Genomic DNA, 19,785 nt, shown 5'->3' on the forward strand with positions numbered 1-19,785 from the left:
TTCCACCTAAATTAATTGTTCCACACATCAAATACGGGAACGTGCTCTCCTCGCAAGCAAGCCGCATATCGCTGTGCGGCGGAAGCGTAGCACCTTGCGGCTGCTTTTGAACTTCGGCGCTTCTTTATCGCTCTACACACTGCCGTCTCTTCTGCATACCTCTTGTCGCAGTGGTCATCTTCGTCGCTCTCCTCCGTAGAGCAAGCTTGCTTAAGCACAGCCAATGACATCTGCGACGTAGCGCTATTGGGGTTAAGCCAACCGTTGGGACCGAGCCCCATCATTTCTTGGAGCATCAAGACCTTCTTGATGGAGTCCAAGTTGATTTTCGGTCCAAAATCCCAATTGCCGTTCGGATTGCTGAGGTCGGCCCCATTGTACGCCCCAACGGCACCCGGGGCGCCCGTGACCACCGGGGGCGGGGGCAGTAAAGGAATTGCCAGCATCCCATCGGGGTCAACTGATGCGAGTGGGTTGCCCTTCACGTAGCCGTAGGTGCTGATTCCCCCCTGCAATCCGAGCGGGTCTGACGTCACGAAGCGGCCACTGGCGGGATCGTAGTCACGCTGAACGTTGTAGTGAAGGCCGCTCTCAGCGTCGTATCTCTGCCCAGGGAAGCGCATCGCGAACTCAAAAAGCGTGCCGTCCTGGTCCGGATCCTCGTTTGGTGCCGTCGCACCGAACGCTTCCCCCTTCAGATCCCAAGTCCAAACTGCGACGTCACGGGCTGGGTCAACGACAACGCGAGGGGTGCCCAGATGATCCGGCTGAACGTAGTAGAGCGCGCTACCCTTCAGCAATCCGACAGGCAGGTTGTCCAACCAGATCACCTGCTGACGCGCAATACCCGCCTGGTCGTATTCCCCCAGCCATTGCCCGCGCTCATCGTAGAGACTCAGTGCTGAGGCACCTCCGGCCTTACGGGCTATCTGCTGGCCAAGATCGTTGTAATGGTATTCCGCAGCAACCGTGCCGTTTCGCTTCACCGCACTCAAGCGCCCCATTGCGTTGTAAGCAAACTCGCGATCCACGCCCTGGATCGAAAGCGTGTTGCCGGCCGCATCGTAGGCACGCGACACGCCCGCAACGCTTTGCAGGCGATGACTGTCGGACGGATAGGCATAGGCCTGCTCAGCTCCATTGACCTTCGCAGACGTGCGATTGCCCGTGACGTCGTAGGAGTAACTGTCGATGATCGAGCCAGTGGCCGCATCCTTGAAGGCAGTCAATCGGCTCAAGGCGTCGTAGGTCAGCGATACGGACGTTGCCCCAGTCCCTCCGGAGGTGAGGCCGGTCAACTCGCCCACGGCACTGAACGAGAAGGCTGCATTCAGTGCTCCCGAGCCACTGCCGATCAACGCCGACGGACGGTAATCCTGGTCGACGTCTCGCGCCAACGTACGCCCGTTGCCGTAGGCCCAGCCCGCAGAGGGGCCGAAGGGATGGCGCTTTGCACTGGAAAGCAACACGACACGAGCAGCACCCGGTCGAGTCACACCGATCTCGGTGACCGTGCCGGCCGCATCTCGCTTGTAGTCCGCCACCGTTCCGTCAGGATAGGTGACAGAACGAAGTCGGCCAGCATTGGTGTAGGCATAGCTGACGCCCACGCTCTGCCCCGATGACGTCTGCACCTTGCGCGTCACATTGCCGGAGCGATCGTAGCAATACTGGGTTTTAGCGCCGTCATCCTGCATGGATGAGAGCCGCCCGGTTGCAAACGACTCATCAGGTGAGCAGATGGTCTCGACTTGGTCATACACGTATGACGCAACAATCGCTTCGTTCCCATAAACCTTGCGCACCACGCGCCCCAGGGCATCGTATGTGTAGCTGCTAGCCGTGCCATTGGCGTCAACCTGCTTCGCCGGCTGCCCTGCACTGTTGTAACTGGCAGTGGTTGCGCCCGTGTCAGGACTCTGGCGGTTCAACAGGTCGCCCAGCCCTGAATAGCCGTAAATGGTCGCCAGGCCTTTGGGATCGACCACCTTGGTGGTCCGGCCTTCGACGTCATACTCGTATCGCGTCTCGACCGCCATTCCGGAAACGTCCTGAAGCACCCTGCTGGGCCTTCCATAGGGATCGTAGTCAAACTGCGTCTTGCGCTTCAGGGCATCGGTGATGAGCTGGACGTTGTTCGCCAGGTCATAAGTAAAGTCGGTTGAATTCCCCGCTGCCGTCTTCTGGGAGACCAGTTGCCCCAGCTTGTTGTAAACGCGAGAGAGCGAACGCTTCAGTCCACCACCTGCGTCGAACACCTCCTCTTTGGTGCGATTGCCTGCCACATCGAGGGTGTAGCGAATGTTGTTCCCGGCCCCGTCATTGATCTGGACGAGACGGTGCGCATCATCGTAGGTGTAACTGAGGGATACTCCATCGGGGTCAACAATCGAGGCGACATTACCTGTCGCATCATAGGAAAGGGAGGTCACGCGATCGTTGGTAGACGCAGCTCCGTCCACGCTGTTCCGCTCGGTTATCGCAGTGAGCTTGCCTCGAGTGGAATAGCCGAAATCATGGATCGTGCCCGTCGCGTCCCGAAGACGCCTGACACGTCCATTTCGGTCGTAGGCCAGCCGTGTCGTCACTTGACCGAGAGCATTGGTCTCGGACTGAAGGTCACCAGCGCGGTGGCAGGAGCCCCCGAAAACGCCGCAACTCGACTCATCCTCGGTCAGGTAGTAGCTGTACCTGGTAACGTCCTGAACATCGGACCGCGGCCCGTCTTCGGAAAGGACAAGACCGACTTGCGGGCATTGGGTGGCATCCACCGCCGAGCAGTAGGCGGTGGTCCATTGACGAACCCCAGCGGGTGCATTGGTTGCAGTTCCGCACGCATACCCGACCGCAGCCGAATTGGCAGGATCCACCTCGCACCGCGCGACCTCCAGGCCCAACGCGTTGTACTTCCATGAACTGCTGGAAACGGCCACGCCCGCAGAGTTCTTTACCACCCGACTCAGGGGCAAACGCAGTGCGCTATCCCACGTGGTCGTCGTGGTGCGCTGCTGGGGGGTGTCGGCGGCGTCAACCTGTTCGGCCAGCAACCCGTCTGCCGTGTAAGTGGTCCTTGTAGTGATTCCCTTGAAGTCCGTGACCGACGCCGGGTAGCCGTTCACGTCATAGGTCATGGCCTTGTAGGGTTGGTTGCATTGGTCACCACAGGCGGCCGAACCGCCCGCGGGCATCAAACGCCCCTTTCCTGTATCCACGAAGCCCAATTTGGAAGTGGCTCCGAGTGGCCCCTTGACGGTGACTGGCAGCGTTCCCTTCCAGGTGGAAGCGGCGTAGTCCAGGGTTGTGATATCAACTCCGCCAGCGAACTCAGCGTGATAAGCGCGATGGTTGTAGTCGAATTTAATGGTCTCGTAACGGATGCCTTTCTCATCCACAATCCCTGTGAGGAAGGACGTACCTGAGACAGTGGGGCTGTTGGCTGTTTCGTTGTAGATGTAGCCCTTGCTTGTGGCGTCCGGATAGGTCACCGAGGCAAGCTGTCCTGCGGGGTTGTAGCCAAACGCTTGCGATGAACCATCTGGCAACATCATCGTGGTCAATCGCGATGAAGCATCATACTTAAAGCTCAAGGTGCGCCCGCTGACGTCGCCAACGGTCAACAGGAGCCCAGCGACTGGCGCCACATCTGCCGGCGTGGTTGCGTCTGAATACTGCAAGGACAGAAGCTTCCTGCCTGCAGAGTCATAGACCTCCTTCAGCAAGCCTGTTGCATCGTAGACTTCGGTTTGGCGGTTCGCCGCCAACTGCAATGCATAGCCGGTGCCCGCCTCTCGATCAACGAGCACGTCTGCCACATCGGCGTCGACAGTCCAGCCGCTTGGGGTTCGTGTGAACAGCTCTGAACTGCCATCCGGCCGAATGGCACGAATGAACGTGCGGTCCCCGGCCGCTCCCGTGGTGGGTGCAAGCACCTCGAGTCGCCGATCAAAAAGATGGCGCCACTGACGACCCAAAGAAGAACCCGGGGCACGAGCAGAACTGTTGTAGAACCGCCGGAACATCAGGCCTGACGGAGACTCGAAGTCCGTTTCCTGCCGATAGAAGTTGCCAGTGGAGGTATTGATCGGATCACCCTCAAACGGGCTTCCTGGATCACGGGCATTGGCCTTTGAAGCACTGTCAGCAGCACCTCGAGCCCCAGTTCCATCGGTAGCGGAGCCAAGCCCAGCCGAACAACGCTTCTGGCACCCGCCGAAATTCTTCTGGGGCTGTCCAATCAGTATCTCGGAAGCAAAGACGTTGTCACTAACACTCCCATTGACATAGATCGTCGCAGCCCAACCGTCGGTGCCGTATCGCACCGTGACAACGGGCGGCTTGGTGCACTTGGGGTCCTGTTGGCAAGGGGCTTGGATCTTCCCAACCAAGAAGTTGACCGCCGCACCTATGCTCTCAAACGAGCCAACGCCGCGAAACGACTGAACCGTGTAGGGAGGGCCGTAGTAGGTGGCTGCCCTTGCAGTCGATGTACTGCCTAATGCTAGGCAGAAGGAGAGAATGGCGGCAGCCTTGTGGCTGCGCAGGGCATTGCAAATGCCATTGGTACACACTCCATGTGAAAGACAACTGGCAAGTCCGGCCAAAGGATTCCATCCGACATCAGTCCTTAATGCACGGAACGAACATGTTTTCCCCCCAACCTTGCTGGGGATGGGCAAATCCTAGAGCAAGCTAATGACAGATTTTGTGCGACAAGACAAGCTTTGGAGAAGCACACCGCAATTGAGCATAGGCCCGCGGTAACCGTGTCCACAGGGTGTGCGACAGCCCCGCGCCAGCTCGTTAGGTTTATGCCTGTCCTTCGCACGCCGTATCAAGACCCGCCGAAGCCATGCACCAGCGATGGGCTCGAGCAGACGGCTTTCCGGTGCCGCTCTCCATTCTGATTCGCTATGGTGTGTCGCCAGTCATCCATCAACACCCTGCCGCAAGTAGAAGGTTAGATCACGGCTGGATTCTGCCTAACGAAAAAAAGGCCCCCATCCATAAAGATGAGGGCCTCTATCAACACCAAAACCGTCAAGTAGGAATCAGAACGGGATATCGTCGTCAGCGAAGTCGTCCATCGGCGGCGCCTGCTGCGGCTGCGGGCGCTGATTGCCACCCTGGTTGCCGTAACCGCCACCCTGGTTACCGCCCTGGTTGCCATAGCCACCGCCCTGGCCGCCACGCTGGCCACCGCCACCGTACTCCTGGCGCGGCGCCTGCTGGCGCTGCGGACGATCGCCGCCGTAGTTGCCACCACCGCCGCCACCGCCGCCGCCTTCACCGCGGCCGCCCAGCATCTGCATTTCATCGGCGATGATGTCGGTGGAGTACTTCTCCACGCCGTCCTGGCCGGTGTACTTGTCGTAGCGCAGGCTGCCTTCGACGTAGACCGAGCTGCCCTTGCGCAGGTACTCGCCGGCGATCTCGCCGAGCTTGCCGAAGAACACCACGCGGTGCCATTCGGTGCGCTCCTGCTGGTTGCCATCCTTGTCCTTGCGGACGCTGGTGGTAGCCAGGCTGATGCGGGTGATCGCCATGCCGCCCTGGGTGTACTTCACGTCCGGGTCGTTGCCGAGATTGCCGACCAGGATGACTTTGTTGATGCCGCGCGCCATAGATACCTTCGTCCGTTGTCCAGGGGCAGACCGCCAGTGATAGCACAGCCCCGGCCGGGGGTGCAGTACGCTGGGCCGCCCCTGTTGAAATTTGGGGGAGTGCGAGAACGATGCATCTTAGCATTGCCGCCGCCATCCGCCCGGCCGGAAGACCCCGGCGGCACCGGAGGTTTGGGCTGATTTCCTTGTCCGGCAATGACTTACCCTCGCCTCGGCGGACATCGGGAAGGGCATCCGCGTCGACCCATGGCATCATGCCCGGGCACCTTCCACCCTGCCCCTTCCGCGTGCCCATGACCATCAAAGGCAAAGCCACCTCCCTGGACATCGCCCACCTGGCCGGGGTTTCCCAGCCGACCGTGTCGCGCGCCCTGCGTGGCAGCCCGATGGTCAACGCCGAGACCCGCGAGCGCATCCTGCGCATCGCCCGCGAGCTGAACTACAAGGTCGACAAGAACGCCTCCAGCCTGCGCCTGCGCAATGCCGGCACGCTGGCCCTGCTGTTCTTCGAGGACCCGACCAACGACGACTCGCTGATCAACCCGTTCTTCCATTCGATGCTGGGCTCGATCACCCGCGCCTGCGCCCTGCACGGGCAGGACCTGCTGGTCTCGTTCCAGCAGCTGTCCACCGACTGGCAGGCCGATTATGAGGACAGCAACAAGGCCGACGGCATCATCCTGCTCGGCTACGGTGACTACCACGAATCGCGCGACCGCCTGCAGCGGCTGGTCGAACAGGGCACACATTTCGTGCGCTGGGGCGCCGCCCTGCCCGGCCAGCCCGGCGTGTCGATCGGCAGCGACAACTTCCAGGGCGGGCACGACATCACCACCCACCTGCTGCAGCAGGGCTGCCGCCGCATCGCCTTCCTCGGCCATGCGTCCAGCCACTACCCCGAATTCCAGGAACGCTACCGCGGCCATGTGGCGGCCCTGCAGGAACACGGCCTGGCGGCGGAGCCGGCGCTGCAGCACGATGCGATCACCACTGAAGCCTCCGGCCAGGAGGCCTGCCAGGCGCTGCTGGCGCGCGGCGAACCGATCGATGCGATCTGCGCGGCCAGCGACCTGATTGCCATCGGCGCGATGCGCGCCCTGCGCGAGGCCGGCCGACGAGTGCCGCAGGACGTGGCAGTAACCGGCTTCGACGACATCCCGCTGGCGGCTTCGGTGTCCCCGGCGCTGACCACCGTGCAGCAGGACACCAAGCAGGCCGGCCAGCTGCTGGTGGAGCGCCTGCTGGCACTGATCGGGCGGCAGCCGGTGGACAGCCAGAGCATCCCGGTGAAGCTGGTGGTACGGGAATCGTCGCTGCGCGGGTAGGCACCCGCAGGGCCGGTGCGCCGGCCAACGCACGACGGCCGGATTCTCCCCCCATGACCAACGGCGGATGCGCACGGACGCCGATGCGCGGATAACGCGCAGACATCGCCCAGGGAAAGGTGTACGTCGCATGCTGAAGATCGATTCGCTGTCCAAGACGTACGCCAACGGCGTGCATGCCCTCAACAACGTCACCCTGGACATCCCGCGCGGCATGTTCGGCCTGCTCGGCCCGAACGGCGCCGGCAAGTCCTCGCTGATGCGCACGCTGTCGACCCTGCAGGAGGCCGACAGTGGCACGGCCACCCTCAGCATTCCGGGTGAGGCGTCGATCGACGTGCTGCGCGACAAGGACGCGGTGCGCCGTCGGCTGGGCTACCTGCCGCAGGACTTCGGCGTCTACCCGAAGGTCAGCGCGCTGGACCTGCTGGAGCATTTCGCGGTGCTGAAGGGCCTGACCCAGCGTGCGCAGCGCCGCGAGGTGGTCGATGGGCTGCTGCAGCAGGTGAACCTGTGGGACGCGCGCAAGCGCAAGCTCGGCACCTACTCCGGCGGCATGCGCCAGCGCTTCGGCATTGCCCAGGCACTGCTGGGTGACCCGCGGCTGGTGATCGTCGATGAACCCACCGCCGGCCTCGACCCGGAGGAACGCAACCGCTTCCTCAACCTGCTGGCGGCGATCGGCGAGAACGTGGCGGTGATCCTGTCGACCCACATCGTCGAGGACGTGACCGACCTGTGCCCGACGATGGCGATCATGAACAAGGGCCAGGTACTGCTCACCGGCCGTCCTGCCGAGGCCATCGACGCCCTGCAGCACCAGGTCTGGCGCAAGCAGGTCGATCCTTCGGAGCTGGCCGACCATGAAGCACGCTACGTGGTGCTGTCGACCCGCCTGCTCGGTGGCCGTCCGGTGATCCATGTGCACAGCGCCAACGACCCCGGTGACGGCTTTGCGGCCGTGGCACCCGACCTTGAGGACGTGTATTTCCAGCGCCTGCGCCTGCAGGCCCGTGCCCGCGCGGCAGCCTGAGCGGAGCACGCCATGATCCTCAACTTCTTCCGTTTCGAACTGCGCGAGCAGTTGCGTTCTCCGCTGCTGTGGCTGCTGGCCGGGCTGTTCGCCCTGCTCGCCTTCGCCGCCGCTTCCAGCGACGCCGTACAGATCGGTGGCGGCAGCGGCAACGTACACGGCAACGCGCCCACCGTGATCGCGCAGATGCTGGGCATCTTCACCCTGCTCGGCATGCTGGTCACTGCGCTGTTCGTCAGCAATGCGCTGCTGCGTGACTTCGAACTCGGCACCGCCGAACTGATCTTCGCCAGCCCGGTGAAGCGCCGCGACTACCTGGCCGGGCGTATCGCCGCCGCCCTTGCCGCCGGCCTGCTGGTCTACGTTGTGATTGCGTTCGGCCTGTGGCTGGCGCCGTTCATGCCGTGGGTCGACCCCCAACGCATGGGGCCGATCAGCTGGCGGGGCTATGCCTGGACGTTCGCGGTCATCATCATTCCCAACCTGTTGTTCACCACGGCATTGCTGTCACTGCTGGCGGCGCTGACCCGTTCGATCCTGTGGGTCTACATCGGCCTGGTGGCCTACCTCGTACTGTATGGCGTCAGTGCAGCCCTGCTGCGCGACATCGACAACACGTGGATCGCCGTGCTGAGCGAGCCGCTGGGCATGCGCGCACTGAGCCGCACCATCCGCTACTGGTCCACCGCCGAGCGCAACAGTGGTATTCCCGCACTGACCGGCTATCTGCTGGCCAACCGCGTCCTGTGGCTGGGCGTGGCCGCCGCGCTGTTCGCCGCCACCTTCGCGCTGTTCCGTACCGAGCGCAGCGGCAGCGGCCGCCGTCGCTGGGGCCGCAGGCAGTCGCAGCCGGCTGCCGACGCCAGCGCCGCCCGCCCGACCCGCGCAACGCTGCCGCGCGTGGTACCGGCGTTCACCGCCACCACCGCGTGGCGGCAGTTCCTGCGCCAGGTGCGCTTCGATACGCGCGGCGTCCTGCGCAGCGTGCCGTTCATCGTGCTGCTGGTACTGGGCCTGACCAACTTCCTGCCCAGCGCACTGTTCCGGCAGACGCTGTACGGCACCCCGATCTGGCCGGTCACCTCGCAGATGATCATGGGATTGCAGGGCGCCTTCAGCTGGCTGCTGGTGATCATCGTGCTGTTCTTCGCCGGCGAGCTGGTCTGGAAGGAACGCAGCGCGCGCATCAACGAAGTGACCGATGCCATGCCGGTGCCGAACTGGGTGCCGCTGCTGGCCAAGTTCACCGCACTACTGGCGGTGATCGTCTGCTTCCAGGCGGCCGGTGCAGTGGCCGCGATTGGCGTACAGCTGGCCAAGGGCTACACGCATCTGGAGCCGCTGCTGTACCTGCGCAGCCTGGCGCTGGATTCGGTGGTCTACATCCTGATGGGTGGCCTGGCACTGGTGCTGCAGGTACTCACCAACAACAAGTTCGTCGGTTACGCACTGCTGATCGTGGTGATGATCGGCCAGGGCGTGCTCGGCCTGCTCGACTACACGCAGCACCTGTACAACTTCGGCAGCTGGCCCAACGCGCCCTATTCGGACATGAACGGCTACGGCCACTTCCTGCCGGGGCAGCTGGCGTTCCAGGGCTACTGGGCGCTGTTCCTGCTGGCGCTGATGTGCCTGGCCTCCGCATTCTGGGTACGCGGTGTCAGCCAGGGGCTGCGCCAGCGCCTGGCACTGGCCGGCCGTCGCCTGCGCGGCCCCACCGGTGCTTTCGCCGGGCTGGCGGCACTGGCCTTCATCGGCGTGGGTGGCTGGCTGTACTGGAGCACCAACATCCGCAACGAGTTCATCGCGCCCGACCGGCAGCTGGACCTGCAGGCCCGCTACGAACGCGAACTATCGAAGTACCGCGCCCTGCCGCAGCCGCGCGTCGTGGCGGTGGACAACCGCGTGGACCTGTTCCCGGAATCGCAGTCGATGGTGATCGACGCGAACTGGACGGTGCGCAACACGCATGCCGTGCCGATCCAGGACGTGCATCTCTCGATGGGCGACGACAAGCAGCTGGTCGCGGTTGACCTGGGTGGGCAAACCCTGTCGATGCATGACGCCGACCTTGGCTACCGCATCTACCGCCTGGCCACGCCACTGCAGCCAGGTGAAAGCCGCAACGTGCACTTCCGGGTGGTGCAGAAGCCCAATGGCATCACCGCCGGGCTGGCGCCGAGCAACATCGTCGACAACGGCACCTTCTTCAACAGCCGCGTGCTGCCCTCGTTCGGTTACAACGAGGGGGCCGAGATCAGCGACCGCAACGAGCGCCGCAAGCGCGGCCTCGGCGAACCCCGGCGCATGCCCAAGCTGGAAGACGAAGCCGCGCGCGCCAACACCTACATCTCCAACGACGCAGACTGGCTCGACTTCCGCACCACGGTCTGCACCGCACCGGACCAGGTAGCGCTGGCGCCGGGCTATCTGCAGCGGAAGACCACGGTGAATGGCCGACGCTGCTTCAGCTATGCCATGGACCGGCCGATGCTGAACTTCTACGCCTATCTTTCGGCACGCTGGGAGGTGCGCAGGGCGACGTACAAGGACATTCCGATCGAGGTCTACTTCGATCCGGCGCACGGCTACAACGTGGACCGGATGATCGAAGCGGTGCAGAAGTCGCTGGCCTACTACGAGGCGAACTTCACCCCGTACCAGCACCGCCAGGTGCGCATCATCGAGTTTCCGGGCTATGCCCGCTTCGCGCAGTCGTTCGCCAACACCATTCCCTACTCCGAGGCCATCGGCTTCATCGCCGACCTGCGTGACCCGGACAAGGTGGACTACGTGTTCTACGTGACCGCGCACGAGATCGCGCACCAGTGGTGGGCGCACCAGGTGATCGGCGCCAACGTACAGGGCGCGACCATGCTGTCCGAGTCGCTGTCACAGTACTCGGCACTGATGGTCATGGAGCAGGAGTACGGTCGCCAGCACATGCGCCAGTTCCTCAAGCGCGAGCTGGACGGCTACCTCTCCGGCCGCGGTGGCGAAGCCATCGAGGAACAGCCGCTGGAACGCGTGGAGAACCAGCAGTACATCCACTACCAGAAGGGTTCGCTGGTGTTCTACCGGCTGCGCGAGGAAATCGGCGAGCAGGCGCTGAACCGTGCCTTGAAGCGCTTCCTGCAGGACAAGGGCTACCAGCAGCCGCCATACACCACCTCACGCGAGCTGCTGGGCTACATCCGTGCCGAGACCCCGGCTGACCGCCAGCAGCTGGTCACCGACCTGTTCGAGAAGATCAGCTTCTACGACAACCGGGTGATGGCCGCCAGCGCCCGCAAGCGCGATGACGGCCGCTACGACGTGACCCTGGACCTGCACGCCGCCAAGCAGTACGCCGATGGCAAGGGCAAGGAGAGCGACGCGAAGATGGATGACTGGGTCGAGGTCGGCGTGTTCGCCAACGGGCCGTCGGGCAAGGAGCGCGACCAGAAGGTGCTGTACCTGCAGCGCCATCACATCACCAGCGCCACGCCGAAGATCACGGTGACGGTGGATGAAAAGCCTGATGAAGCAGGCTTCGACCCGTACAACAAGCTGATCGACCGGGTGAGCGATGACAACCGGCGCAAGGTGACGATGTGAGGCAACGGGGCGCCGGCTGATGCGCCGGCGCTCCTTGCAACACGTGCGGGCTTGGCTCGGCCTTGCTGTAGTGCCGAGCCATGCTCGGCACATTGTCCACGACAGCCGCGAAGGTTCAGCGCACCGGGGACTTGGGCCCCAGCAACGCCAACAGCACATACACCACGATCGAGGCGACGGTACCGAGCGCGGCCGGTAATCCGTAGGCCCACGCCGAACGGCCCTGCTGACGTGCCCACTGCGCCAGATGCCAGGCCGCGCCCAGGTTGATCAGCCAGGCAATGACGAACACCGGCCACAGCACCATGCCCACCGCACGCAGCACGGGCATGGACACCAGCGCGGCGACGATGGCCGCGATCAGGAAGATCAGCGCGGAGCGGGAATGGCGCGAGGATGCCGGTGCGTTCATGCGGCTAACCTGCGCACCATCACCAGCACACGATAGTGGCGGTTGTCGATTTCCTGCAGGGGATTCCAGCCGAGCCGTGCATACAGTCCACCATCCAGGGCCTCGGTCTGCAGGTACAGATCGGACACACCCATCCGCACCGCCTGCGCCGCGGCCTGCTCGACCAGGCCGCCAGCCAGCCCACGCCCGCGATGACTTTCGGCCACGAACACGCTGCCGAGCCAGTGCTCGTACTGCGGGAAGGCCTGCATCTCCCGGCGCTTGAGCTGCACCGCACCGACCACCTGACCGTCATCGAAGGCGGCAATCAGATGCGGAAAGCCTTCGGCATCCTGTGGCGGGTTCAGCCGCTGAAGTTCCTGTTCCAGCGACAGGCCAGCGTCGCGGCCCCATTCGGCGTGGTACCACCGGGCCAACTGCTGCCGTTCCAATGCATCGGCGGGTAGCACCCTGAATTCCATGGCAATGCCTCGATGGGGAAGCGTTCTGTAGAGTCGAGATCCTATGTTCGTGGTCAAGCCTGCTGGAAGCAGGCTTGACCCACTTTCAGCATGGCCGGGTCAAAGTCCCGACCGCTCTTGAAGACGCCCCAAGCGATCCTGGCCAGTTTTCTGGCCAGAATGTTGAAACTGGCGGTGCTGCTGTGTCCGCGCTCGCGGATGGCCAGGTAGAGGGGCTTGCCGCCTTTGGATCGGGTCAGGCCCATGGCCGCCATGTAGAGGATTTGACGCAGGCCGGCGTTGCCTCGCTTGGACAAACGGCGGCGGCCGATCCGTGCGCCGGATTCGTTGGGTCGCGGATCCAGACCGGTGCAGGCCACCCAAGCGTCTGAGCTGGCCAGCGGCCAGCGGGTGATGTGATGGGTGACAAAGGCAGCCACCGTCGGCCCGATCCCCGGGATGGTCATGATCCGTCGATACAGATCGCTCTGTTCGCCGCTGCGGCAGAGTCGTTGGATTTCCCGGTCCAGCATCGCAATCGCCTCCTTCAGGCCACTGAAAATGCGCCCGAAGATGGCTGAGTCAGCCGCGTCCGTCCCCTGGGAAAGATGGAGCGTTGCCTTGTTCCGCACCAGACTATCGCGCTGCTGCAGAAGCACGTGCAGCCGCTCCTGTGCAGGCGAACGGGCGACATGCTCGTGCAGATTGTCGGCCTCCTTGGCGATGTAACGCGCAATGACCTGGGCGTCGCCAGCGTCGGTCTTACCGCGGCAAGCCACGCCCTTGGCGTAGTGTTTGACGTCGCGCGGATTGAGCACAAAGACGGCATGGCCGGCCTTCTGGGCAGCTTGAACCACAAGTTCGTGGTAGCGATTGGTTGCCTCCACTCCAATGCGAGACCTGGCCGGCAGAGCGGACAGCCACTTAGTGATGGCCGACGCTGAATTGGCGATGCGGGCGCTGCCCTTGGTGCCGTAGTAGGCCACCACCAGGGTCTGTGAATCGGCATCAATACCGACGGCGAAACGATCTGACATCTGCGCAACTCCCAGCTATTGTTGAAGGGCTGGGGTGGTACCGCACCACGTTGGCTTGCCTACATCGGCGGTCCTCAAAGGCCGCTAGATCCTTTATCGACGTTAAGGTGCGGGATGGGGATCGCTCGACTCGTCTGTCGGCTGGTACCCGCAGATAACATGTTGACGGTCCCTCCACCCTGGCTCCTACATACCGCGTAGGAGCCGGGAGGAACATACAAGCCATGCTCGACTGATCTCGCACTGCGCGAAAGGCAGTTGAGCATGGCTCGACTCTACAAATATAGCGCGGTGACCGCTCAGCGCTGGGCGAAGTCCTTCAGGATCTCGCCGATGCCGCTGGGCGAGATCTCGAAGCCCAGCGAAGTACCCGGGTTGATCACCACGCCGTAGCCACCCGGCACGCGGCGCAGTACATCCAGCATCAGCCAGCGGATCTGGTGTTCGGCCTGCTGGCTGTAGATGCCCACCCGCGACGGGTCGGTGAACACGGCCACATGGAGGGTGCCCTGCTTGTCGAACAGCAGCGGGTCGAAGCCACTGCCATCGGGAGTCACCAGGCTGCCGGTCAGCAGCACCACTTCGGAGGCGACGAAGGCCTCCATGAAGGCGCGGATCGGCACGGCCCCATCCATCGCCGCCTTCAGCAGGGTTTCGATCGGGGTCTGCGGGGCGAGGTCGGTCATGGCGGTACGGCGGGGCGTGAGGGGTGCCTATTGTGCCGGATGCGGCCGAACCCGGTAGTGCCGGCCGCTGGCCGGCATCTGCAGGTGCCGTGGATTCAAGGGGTGCCGGCCAGCGGCCGGCACTACCGTCCCAGCCGCTGGTCCCGTGCCTTCTGGTCGGCCATCGCCTTGTCCAGCTCGGCCTGCAGCGCCGGCTGCTGCACGGCGGCATCCAGCACGTAGACCTTCACTCCGTGCGCGGGCACTTCGGCCTTCAGCGAGCCGTCCACCCGCAACGAACCTCCCTCCAGCGCGTCGCGCCAGCGGCCGTTCTGGACGTAACGCGCCACGGTGAAGGTCCTCGCCTGGTCGCCCTTGTTCAGCAGCACCAGCGCGGTCTGCGCCACTTCGCCGTGCTGCAGCACGCGGAAGAACACTGCCTCATCACCCTGCAGGCGCTCGTTGACCTGCAGGCCGCGCTGCAGCGCCGGGGTGGCTGCGCGCAGCCTGGCGATGCGCTGCAGCGGCGCGAAGATCGGGCTCTGCGGCGCAGCATCCACACGCGGCTGGCCGAAGTAGGCACGATTGCCGGCATGCTCGGCGCGACCACGCATGAAGCCGGTTTCCGAGCCGTAATAGACCACCGGAATGCCGCGCGCGGTGAACAACCAGTTGTGCGCATCGATGAAGCCGTTGTCGCTGGCCTGCAGGCGCGGCATGTCGTGGTTGTCGTAGAAGCTCATCAACTCGTACGGATTGGCGTACGGGCCACCGCTCAGGTGCAGCGGCTCGGCCAGGGTTTCAAAGCCCTTGCCGGCGGTGCCGAAGGTCTGTTCCAGTGCGCCGCGCAACGGGAAATCGAGCACGCTGACGTTGGCGTTGGCCGGCCAGGTGTGCTCGGCAATGCGTGCGGCATCGTAATCGAACGCTTCGCCGAACATGAACATGCCCGGGTGCTCGGCGCGGATGCGTTTGACGAAGGCATGCCACCACGGGTGCGGCAGCCAGCCGATGGTGTCGATGCGCAGCGCGTCCACGCCCTGCGCGGTCCACTGCAGGTAAGCGCCGACCAGATAGTCCATCACCGCCGGATTGTCCTGGTTGAAGTCGGACAGTTCGGCGAGGTTGCCGTCGAAGATCGAACCGTCCTTGCTGTCGACCGGGCCGATATTGTTGTAGAACGCGTGCAGCGGGTTGTGCTTCGGATCCAGCTTCTGCGGTGGCAGGTTCTGGTGGTCAGCGATCAGCGTTCCGTCCTTGTCGAAGATCTGGCCGAACTGCGGCTGCCGTATCGGCATGGTCCAGGCCGGCGAACCGTGGTTGCCGACGATGTCCAGCACCACCTTCAGGCCAGCACCGTGCAGGCCCTTGGTCAGCCCGGCAAAGTCCAGGTCCTTGCTGGGCAGGTGCTCGTCGAGTTTGTAGAAGTTGATGCCCCAGTAGCCGTGGTAGCCGGTCTTGCCGCGATCGGTCAGCGTGCTGGTGCAGCTGATCGGCTTGCTGCCGGTGAACGCCTCGTCCGGGTTGTCGACGATGGGGGTAATCCACACCGCGCCGAAGCCGAGGTTGCGGATGTACTGTGCGTTGTCGAGCACGCCGCGGAAGTCGCCGCCGAGATAGCCGATGTTGCCGTCCACCTTGTCCGGGCACGGCACCGGAATATCGAAGGTGCGATGCGTGCCGCCCTGGTCGCGATGGTCGTTGGACGGATCGCCGTTGACGAAGCGGTCGGTGACCACGAAGTACACCGCATCACTGGCAAACGGCTCGGTGGTGCCCACATAGTCCGGGCGCGGCGCGGCCGCCGCATGGCCGGCCAGCAGTACCAGGGAAACAGCAACAGACAGCGCACCACGCATCACACCACCTCCGGACGGGACGGAACCCACAGCACGCACAGGCCGGCGATGAACAGGCTGCAGCCGCCCAGCACCAGTACATGCATCGGCTGGCCACCCAGCAACGTACGCAGGGCGAAGCCGAGCGCACTGGCGGCGACCAGCTGCGGGATCACGATGAAGAAATTGAAGATGCCCATGTACACGCCCATCTTCGATGCCGGTACGCTGTCGGACAGCAGTGCATAGGGCAGCGAGAGAATGGACGCCCAGGCGAAGCCGACGCCGACCATCGACAGCAGCAGCCAGTGCGGGTCGCGGATGAACATCAGCGAGACCAGCCCGGCACCGCCCAGCCACAGGTTGACCAGGTGGCTCCAGCGCAGGCCGATCATGCGCACCATCAGCGGAATCAGCACCGCCGCCAACGCGGCGAAACCGTTATAGGCGCCAAACAGCACCCCCACCCAGTTGGCACCCTCGTTGTAGGCCGCCGACTCCGGTTCGGTCGAACCGAAGTGGGCGCTGGCCACTGCTGCAGTGGTGTAGATCCACATCGCAAACAGCGCGAACCACGAGAAGAACTGCACCCACGCCAGCCGCCGCATGGTGACCGGCATCGCGCGCAGGTCGCCGACGATGGCGGCCAGCATGTGCGTGGCCGGCAACGTGCGCGCGAGCGCCAGCAGCAGGCCATGGCCGGCACACAGGCCAGCCAGCACATACAGCATCCTGTCGCCCTGCCGCCACGCGATCAGCAGCGCCAGCAGCACGCCCAGCCCCAGCCATATGGCCACCTGTGCCCAGGGGGCCGGACCGCTGATCGTCGCCGCCGCGTGATGTGCCGGCGGCTCGGCATCATCGAACCCGGCCAGCTCTGCCGGTGAGTACTCGCGGGTGCTGACCACCGTCCAGGTGATCGCCGCCAGCAGCACCACCGCGCCGAAGTAGAACGCATAGCGCACGGTGTCCGGCACCTCACCGGCGGCGGCCGTATTGGCGACCCCGAAGTGGGCCAGGATGAACGGCAGGAAGCTGGCAACGATGGCGCCCACGCCGATGAAGAAACTCTGCATCGCGTAGCCGGCTGGACGCTGGCGTGGCGCCAGCTGGTCGCCGACGAAGGCGCGGAACGGTTCCATCGACACGTTGATCGAGGCATCCAGCACCCACAACGTGCCAGCCGCGATCCACAGCGTCGGCGAGTTCGGCATCACCAGCAGCGCCAGCGTGGTCAGCACCGCACCGATCATGAAGAACGGACGGCGGCGCCCCCAGCGCGTCCAAGTGCGGTCGGACAGGTAGCCGATCACCGGCTGCACCAGCAGGCCCGTCAGCGGCGCCGCGATCCACAACCCTGGCACCGCGTCGATGTCCGCGCCCAGGGTCTCGAAGATGCGGCTGGCATTTGCGTTCTGCAGGGCGAAGCCGAACTGGATGCCGAGGAAGCCGAAACACATGTTCCAGATCTGCCAGAACGACAGCTGCGGCTTGGCCGTGCGATTCATCGTGCGCCCTCTGCCGCAGCCACCGGCGCCACCGTCAGCGCCTGCACCTGGGCCTGGTTGAGCACGCCGTCGCGGCCGCCCTTGCCCCCGGTGTAGTGCGCGAAGTGTTGCAGCGCGCTCATGTTGAAGCCTTCCTCAAGCACGACCGAACACCGGCCCTTGGCCACGGTGAACGTCGCCGAGGTCGAGTCCTGCACGGCCACGCTGTGCGGCAGCGTGACCGTCCGCCGCTGCTGGGGAATGCCCGGGCACTGCAGCACCAGCTGCTTCACCGCGGCGGTGACGCCCGTGTTGATCGGCCCGTTCGGATTGCGGTACTGCAGGCGCAGGCGCACCTGCCCGGCCCTGGCCGAGCTGAACTGCCAGCGCTGCGCGCCCTTCAGCGCCTGCTGCGGACCGACGCAGACCGTCGGGCTGTGCAGCGATTCCAATGCGCCGTCGCGCCGGGTAAGGCTGAGGCAATGCTGCAGGCCGTCGTCGCTGATGCGTGCCTCGCCATTGCGGGCGGTGAGCGCCCGACCGTCCTGCCACAGCACCTGGTCGGCAGCGACCGCGACGCTCCAGCCCCTGCCCTTGCGTCGCGCCTGCGGTGCGGCCGGCGTGGCCGGTGCGCGTGCATTGGCGTCGGCCGTCATCACCTCGCTGCGTGGCGCCGCGGCGGCGGGGACCAGCTGCACGGTGGTGGTGGCACCGCGCGTCTTCACCTTGCCCGCTACCAGCAATCCATCACCCAGCTGCTTCGGGCGCTCCAGCACGTAGCGTCTGCCCGCAGCGTCCAGACGGATGCTGCGCTGGCTGCCGAACAGCTCCGGTACCAGCACCGCCGGCAACTTGGGCTGCACACGGCCATCGTCCTGCACGCCGAACACGCCCTCGACCACCATCGACAGATAGCCGGCGACCGACCACAGCTGGCGTTCGGAGTTGACCACCGGGCCGCTCAGCGCGCCCTCGTCAACATGCACGGCCTGGCTGACCAGCTCGTAGTTTTCCATGTTGGAACCGGCCAGCGCGGCGCCCTGCATCAGCGAACGGATCTCGGCGGCGATGCGCGGCGCATCGTCCAGCTGGCGCGCGGCACGCAGCGAATAGGCGCTGACGAACGGCCAGATCGCGCGGTTGTGGTAGATCGGCTGCTGCGCCTCCTGCGGCCACACCACCGGGCTGCCGGCCGGCCCCATCGGATAGGCAGCCAGTGCGCGGCGCGCGCGCTCGGGTGGCAGCACCTCGGCCAGGATGCCCAGCGATAGGCCGAGCAGATCGACCTTGGCGTACGGCACCGGGTGCGCGGCTTCGCCGATATAGCTCATGTACTGGCCGATATCCTCGCGCCAGAAACGTGCATCGATCTGCTGCGCCAACGCATCAGCCCACGCCTCGTAGTCGGCCGCGCGGGCGTCGCCGTGCTGGCCGGCCAGCCGCTCGGCCAGGCGCAGCGCCTGGTAGTGCAGCACGTTGGTGGACAGTGCGTAGGAGTCACCGATGAAGCGCACGTCCTCACGGGTCCAGTCCGGATAGGTCTGCTCGCGCCAGTCCAGGAACGAGGTCTCGCCACGGTACAGGCCCATCTGCGCGTCGAACACCATCGCGCGGTCCTGCGCCAGCGTACCCTGCAGTGCCTGCCAGACCTGGTCGGCGAATGCGCGGTCGTCCAGCAGGTGGCGTGCGGCGAGGAACCACACCACGCGGTCGCTGCTGATCGGCCAGCTGCCGCCGGAACCGGTGTCCTGAGCGACGAACAGGCCGGGCGTATGGCCATCGCGGGCCGCCGACAGCTTGAACTGCAGCGACTGCCGGGTGCGCTGCGGATCCAGCCGCGCCAGCGCCAGGTCGGCGGCGAAGCTGACATCGCGGGTCCACACGTAGGGCCAGCGCGCGCCGGTCTGGAAGCACTCGCACGGCACCGGCCGGCCTTCGTCGAACGCAGGATCGCGGATCGCATCCACGCGGTCCTGGTCCATCTCCTGCTGGGCCAGCGCGAACAGCGCATCGAACATCACGCTGCCGGTCTGGCTGCGCATCGGTGCGGCTGCGATCTGCACTGTGCCCTTCGGCGCATGCAGCACGAAGCTGCCCTTGGCAGCGGCTTCGGCACGCGCATGGCGGCCGTCGAATTGCAGGTCGGCCGCCTGCGCGGTCGATCCCAGCGCTGCCCCCAGGGCAGCGGTCAGGCAAATGATCTTCAGCATCGAAGCGGCGGACCGGCTTGCGCCCGTCGGCCTCCCTCCCTCTCTGCACGCGTTGTAGGTCCGCACCACCATTGCCGGTGGACGGGCGCGGCCCCTCCCTCAAGGTGCCTTGGCCCCATG

Annotated in this window: 12 protein-coding genes; 3 read left to right on the plus strand and 9 right to left on the minus strand. The window is 64.7% G+C overall.

All coding sequences use genetic code 11. The features are described 5' to 3' along the window. Positions 1 to 11 precede the first annotated feature (11 nt). The gene (locus DFO63_RS13310; protein WP_147416451.1) at positions 12 to 4,319 is read right to left on the minus strand and encodes an RHS repeat-associated core domain-containing protein; all 4,308 of its coding nucleotides are present in this window, start codon (positions 4,317 to 4,319) and stop codon (positions 12 to 14) included. 729 nt (positions 4,320 to 5,048) lie between these two features. Further along, on the minus strand, positions 5,049 to 5,621 hold the full coding sequence (locus tag DFO63_RS13315) for a single-stranded DNA-binding protein (RefSeq protein WP_119007172.1): 573 nt from the start codon (positions 5,619 to 5,621) through the stop codon (positions 5,049 to 5,051). Between the two features lie 293 nt (positions 5,622 to 5,914). Here DFO63_RS13315 and DFO63_RS13320 point away from each other — a divergent pair, with 293 nt between their 5' ends. The 3 genes from DFO63_RS13320 (at position 5,915) to DFO63_RS13330 (ending at position 11,576) form a co-directional block, all read left to right on the plus strand. Then, entirely contained in the window at positions 5,915 to 6,946 is a 1,032-nt protein-coding gene (locus DFO63_RS13320) for a LacI family DNA-binding transcriptional regulator (protein WP_049404959.1), read from the plus strand. Positions 6,947 to 7,076: 130 nt separating this feature from the next. Beyond that, entirely contained in the window at positions 7,077 to 7,979 is a 903-nt protein-coding gene (locus tag DFO63_RS13325; protein WP_119007173.1) for an ABC transporter ATP-binding protein, read from the plus strand. A 12-nt stretch (positions 7,980 to 7,991) separates the two neighbouring features. After that, positions 7,992 to 11,576, plus strand: a complete 3,585-nt coding sequence (locus tag DFO63_RS13330) for a M1 family aminopeptidase (protein ID WP_119007174.1) — start codon at positions 7,992 to 7,994, stop codon at positions 11,574 to 11,576. Positions 11,577 to 11,691: 115 nt separating this feature from the next. On the opposite strand, the gene DFO63_RS13335 is transcribed toward DFO63_RS13330, so the two are convergent. From DFO63_RS13335 to DFO63_RS13365, 7 genes are all read right to left on the minus strand, one after another. Further along, positions 11,692 to 11,988 (minus strand): hypothetical protein, encoded by a 297-nt coding sequence (locus tag DFO63_RS13335; protein WP_049443857.1) that lies wholly within the window; start codon positions 11,986 to 11,988, stop codon positions 11,692 to 11,694. Continuing rightward, a complete protein-coding gene (locus DFO63_RS13340) occupies positions 11,985 to 12,449 on the minus strand; it encodes a GNAT family N-acetyltransferase (protein WP_049443859.1) in 465 nt (154 codons plus the stop codon). Before DFO63_RS13340 ends, DFO63_RS13335 begins: the two co-directional genes overlap by 4 nt. A gap of 53 nt (positions 12,450 to 12,502) precedes the next feature. After that, positions 12,503 to 13,465: a transposase gene (locus DFO63_RS13345; RefSeq protein ID WP_119007175.1), complete on the minus strand. Its 963-nt coding sequence runs from the start codon at positions 13,463 to 13,465 to the stop codon at positions 12,503 to 12,505. Positions 13,466 to 13,764: 299 nt separating this feature from the next. Then, entirely contained in the window at positions 13,765 to 14,151 is a 387-nt protein-coding gene (locus DFO63_RS13350; protein WP_119007176.1) for an SseB family protein, read from the minus strand. 122 nt (positions 14,152 to 14,273) lie between these two features. Next, positions 14,274 to 15,989, minus strand: a complete 1,716-nt coding sequence (locus DFO63_RS13355; RefSeq protein ID WP_119007177.1) for an alpha-amylase family glycosyl hydrolase — start codon at positions 15,987 to 15,989, stop codon at positions 14,274 to 14,276. After that, positions 15,989 to 17,476: an MFS transporter gene (locus DFO63_RS13360; RefSeq protein ID WP_119007178.1), complete on the minus strand. Its 1,488-nt coding sequence runs from the start codon at positions 17,474 to 17,476 to the stop codon at positions 15,989 to 15,991. The genes DFO63_RS13355 and DFO63_RS13360 overlap by 1 nt, the downstream gene beginning before the upstream one ends. Continuing rightward, complete coding sequence (locus DFO63_RS13365; protein WP_119007179.1) at positions 17,473 to 19,665, minus strand: Six-hairpin glycosidase-like protein; 2,193 nt, start codon at positions 19,663 to 19,665, stop codon at positions 17,473 to 17,475. The genes DFO63_RS13360 and DFO63_RS13365 overlap by 4 nt, the downstream gene beginning before the upstream one ends. Positions 19,666 to 19,785: the final 120 nt, after the last annotated feature.

The organism is Stenotrophomonas sp. AG209 (genome assembly GCF_003550055.1).
GTDB lineage: Bacteria > Pseudomonadota > Gammaproteobacteria > Xanthomonadales > Xanthomonadaceae > Stenotrophomonas.